Below are 3486 nucleotides of genomic sequence, written 5' to 3' on the forward strand. Positions count from 1 at the left end.
TTGCCGGAGTTCCGGTTCTGGTCGCCGCCCGAACCGTTGCGCCAGCGGTCGGCCACCGTGTCGAAGATCTTCCCGCCCGCGCTGGCCGCGCTGCCCGCGACATCGCGCAGGGTGCCCAGCAGCGGGTCGCCGGTGCGGTTCCAGGACTCCTTGTACGACTTGGCGGCGTTGCGCGCCTCCTCGCCGACCTTGGCGTCCTTGTCGGCGGAGCGGCGCGGGTAGTCGCCGTTGAGGATGCGCTGGTAGGAGCCGTCCTCCACCCACCGGTGCAGCTCGGCCAGGCGCACCACCGCGAACGGGTGCGTCTGCCCGACCAGGCTGAGCAGCTTGAGGAGGCCGTCCCGGGCGTCGCCGCCGCTCTCGTACTCGCGGGCCTGCTCCAGGAAGGAGTCCGGGTTCATCTCCGCCAGGCGCGAGCCGCCCGCCAGCTTCATCAGCGCGCGCTTGCCCGCCTCGGGGTCCTGGGCGGCCAGGATGCCCGCGCGGTCACAGGACAGCTCGGACTTGCGGTACCACTCCTCCAGGGCGGCCACGATGGCCTGGAGGCCGATGTAGCCCAACGGCACCCACGCCACCCGGGTGGCCAACCGGATCAGGGCGAGCAGCATGGTGCGGTACACGGCGTGGCCACTGAGGATGTGGCCGACCTCGTGGCCGATGACGAACCGCTGCTCGTCCGCCTCCAGCAGGTCGAACAGGCCCGTGGTCATCACGATGAACGGCTTGTGGCTGCCGATCGCCATGGCGTTGGGCTTGGGGTTCATCTGGATGTAGAGCTCGGGCACCTCCTCCATGTCCAGGACGTAGGCGGCGTCGCGCACGTAGTCGTACACGTGCGGGAACTGCGTGGGGCCGACGCGGACCGCGCTGGACAGGAACATCAGGCGCAGGGCGCGCTCGTTGAACAGGCCGGAGAGGCGCTTGAAGACCTCGTCGAAACCGCGCAGGGAACGCAACGCGACCAGGGCGCCGCGGTCGGCGGGATGCTCGTAGGCGCGGGGCGAGATATCGGAGAGCCGGACACGGACGCGATCTGGTGAGTTGGACATACCGGCATGCTATGCGCCGGAATCGCGCTTGGCCACGGTTTCGGGACAACGAGATATGACGCGTTTCCGGGGAGGGGAACGGAACCCGAGGTGGCGATGGGGAAGTGAGCGGCCTGGGAGGGGTCCGGGCCGGGGCGGAATCGGGGGAAGGTCAGGGGGATCCCGGGGGCGTCTCAGGGACGGGCCGCATCCGGCCGCCGCTCACCGCCGATCCGGTCCCTTCGCCGACCGCCGCCGGGTGCTCCGCCTCCCCCTCCCGCCGCCCACCTGCGGGGAAGGAAGCGGGGCGCACCGTCGTTGTGCCTGTGCACCGGGGGACGAGGGTGCGGCGTTCTCCGGCGGCGTCGGCTAATCTCGGTTGGCCGATTCCGGCACACCGGACCGAGGAACGGAGCAGTCGAGTGGTGCACGAGGAGAGCGAGGAGCGGGGGCGTGCCCCCCGCGTCGGCATCATGGGCGGCACCTTCGACCCCATCCATCACGGCCACCTCGTCGCGGCCAGTGAGGTCGCCCACCTCTTCGAACTGGACGAAGTGGTGTTCGTCCCCACCGGAAGGCCCTGGCAGAAGGACCCGGAGAAGGTCACCCCGCCCGAGGACCGCTACCTGATGACGGTCATCGCCACGGCGGAGAACCCGCAGTTCCGGGTCGACCGCATCGAGATCGACCGCGACGGACCGACCTACACCATCGACACGCTGCGCGAACTGCGGGCCTCCTACGGCCCCGAGGTGGAACTGTTCTTCATCACCGGGGCCGACGCCCTGGGCGCCATCCTGGGCTGGCACAACGCGGACGAACTTTTCGAGCTCGCGCATTTCGTAGGCTGTAACCGGCCCGGTCACCGGCTCAGCGACTCGGGACTGCCCGAGGGCAAGGTCTCCCTGGTGGAGGTCCCCGCGCTGGCCATCTCCTCGACCGAATGCCGTGAGCGCGTCCGCAAGGGCGAACCCATCTGGTACCTGGTCCCGGACGGCATCGTCCGCTACATCAACAAGACCGGGCTCTACCGAGACAGCTGAAAGGCAGCAAGCACAACGTGACAGCCACCGACAGGGCGCTGGAAATGGTCAAGGTCGCCGCCGAGGCCGCCTCCGACAAGCTCGCCCAGGAGATCATCGCCTACGACGTCAGCGAGCAGCTCGTCATCACCGAGGCCTTCGTGCTCTGCTCGGCGCCCAACGACCGCCAGGTCCGCGCGATCGTCGACGAGATCGAGGACCGGCTGCGCCTCCAGGCGGGCGCCAAGCCGGTCCGCCGCGAGGGCGAGCGCGACGGTCGCTGGGTGCTGCTGGACTACGCCGACATCGTCGTGCACATCCAGCACGAGGAGGAGCGCGGGTACTACGGCCTGGAACGGCTGTGGAAGGACTGCCCGACCATCGAGCTGCCCGAGAACGCCCGCGGCACCGAGCGCACCCCGCTCGACGAGCAGTAACCGGCCCCGCGAGACACCCCCGAGTGGAGAGACACACCAAGGTGACCGACACCCGTCGCGTGCTGTTCTGGCGGCACGGCCGTACCGCGTGGAACGTGGAGAACCGCTTCCAAGGGCAGACCGATATCGAACTCGACAAGGTGGGCCACGCCCAGGCCGACCGGGCGGGACGGTTGCTCGCCACCCTGGAACCCGACCTCATCGTGGCCTCCGACCTCAAACGGGCCGCCGACACCGCCGGCTACCTCAGCCGGGCGACGGAACTGCCCATCGAGTTCGACAAGGGGCTGCGCGAGCGGTTCGGCGGGTCCTGGGAGGGGTTCACCGGCAAGGAACTGGCCGAACGCTGGCCCGAGCAGCACCCGCGCATGGACATCCCCGACGGTGAGCCGATCGCCGAGGTCGGGGACCGCATGCAAACGGCGGTGCGCAAGGCGCTGGCACGGACCCCCGAGGGCGGACTGCTAGTCGTGGTCAGCCACGGCGCGGCGCTGCGCGTGGGGATCTCCCGGATGCTGGGGATCCCGGACGAACAGCGCGAGATCCTCGGTCCGCTCAGCAACTGCTGCTGGTCGGTCCTCCAACAGCGCCGGGGGCACTGGAGACTCATGGAGCACAACGCGGCGAGCCTGCCCGAGCCCGTCGTGCTCAGCGACGACGCGTAATCCGTTTCGACGTTCGCACCGGATTCCGCTATGGTGTGGGAGTCGGCAGCGCACAACAGTGCGGCGTCCGACTCCCACAAGGGGCTATGGCGCAGTTGGTAGCGCGCCTCCATGGCATGGAGGAGGTCTGGGGTTCGAATCCCCATAGCTCCACGGACTCAGGACGACTCTGCTCGGGGGCCTTCGGCCGCCTCGCGGGGTCGTCCTTCGTGTTTCCCGGGGGGAGACCCCCCGAACCCCCCGAGGTACCCCCCTGCGGCCGGGGTCTCGTTGATCGGTGAAGTGGGTGGGGCGCTCTCTCACGACGCGGGGCTTCGCCCCGGGGGTTGTAGTT

General features: G+C 69.5%; 4 protein-coding genes and 1 tRNA gene. 4 read left to right on the plus strand and 1 reads right to left on the minus strand.

The features are described 5' to 3' along the window. Positions 1 to 1049, minus strand: a 1049-nt coding sequence (locus QJS33_RS31050; RefSeq protein WP_306371636.1) for a M48 family metallopeptidase, incomplete at its 3' end; no start/stop codon positions are given. A gap of 452 nt (positions 1050 to 1501) precedes the next feature. Between QJS33_RS31050 and nadD the strand changes: the two genes are divergently transcribed. From nadD to QJS33_RS31070, 4 genes are all read left to right on the plus strand, one after another. After that, positions 1502 to 2071: a nicotinate-nucleotide adenylyltransferase gene (nadD, locus tag QJS33_RS31055; RefSeq protein ID WP_306371639.1), complete on the plus strand. Its 570-nt coding sequence runs from the start codon at positions 1502 to 1504 to the stop codon at positions 2069 to 2071. 17 nt (positions 2072 to 2088) lie between these two features. After that, positions 2089 to 2487, plus strand: coding sequence for a ribosome silencing factor (gene rsfS / locus QJS33_RS31060; protein WP_306371637.1), 399 nt, complete (start codon positions 2089 to 2091; stop codon positions 2485 to 2487). Between the two features lie 41 nt (positions 2488 to 2528). Continuing rightward, positions 2529 to 3152: a histidine phosphatase family protein gene (locus tag QJS33_RS31065; protein ID WP_306371638.1), complete on the plus strand. Its 624-nt coding sequence runs from the start codon at positions 2529 to 2531 to the stop codon at positions 3150 to 3152. 80 nt (positions 3153 to 3232) lie between these two features. After that, positions 3233 to 3305: transfer RNA gene (locus QJS33_RS31070), tRNA-Ala, on the plus strand. The last annotated feature ends 181 nt before the right edge of the window (positions 3306 to 3486 follow it).

It is taken from the genome of Nocardiopsis sp. CC223A, from assembly GCF_030766825.1.
In the GTDB taxonomy this organism is placed as follows: domain Bacteria; phylum Actinomycetota; class Actinomycetes; order Streptosporangiales; family Streptosporangiaceae; genus Nocardiopsis.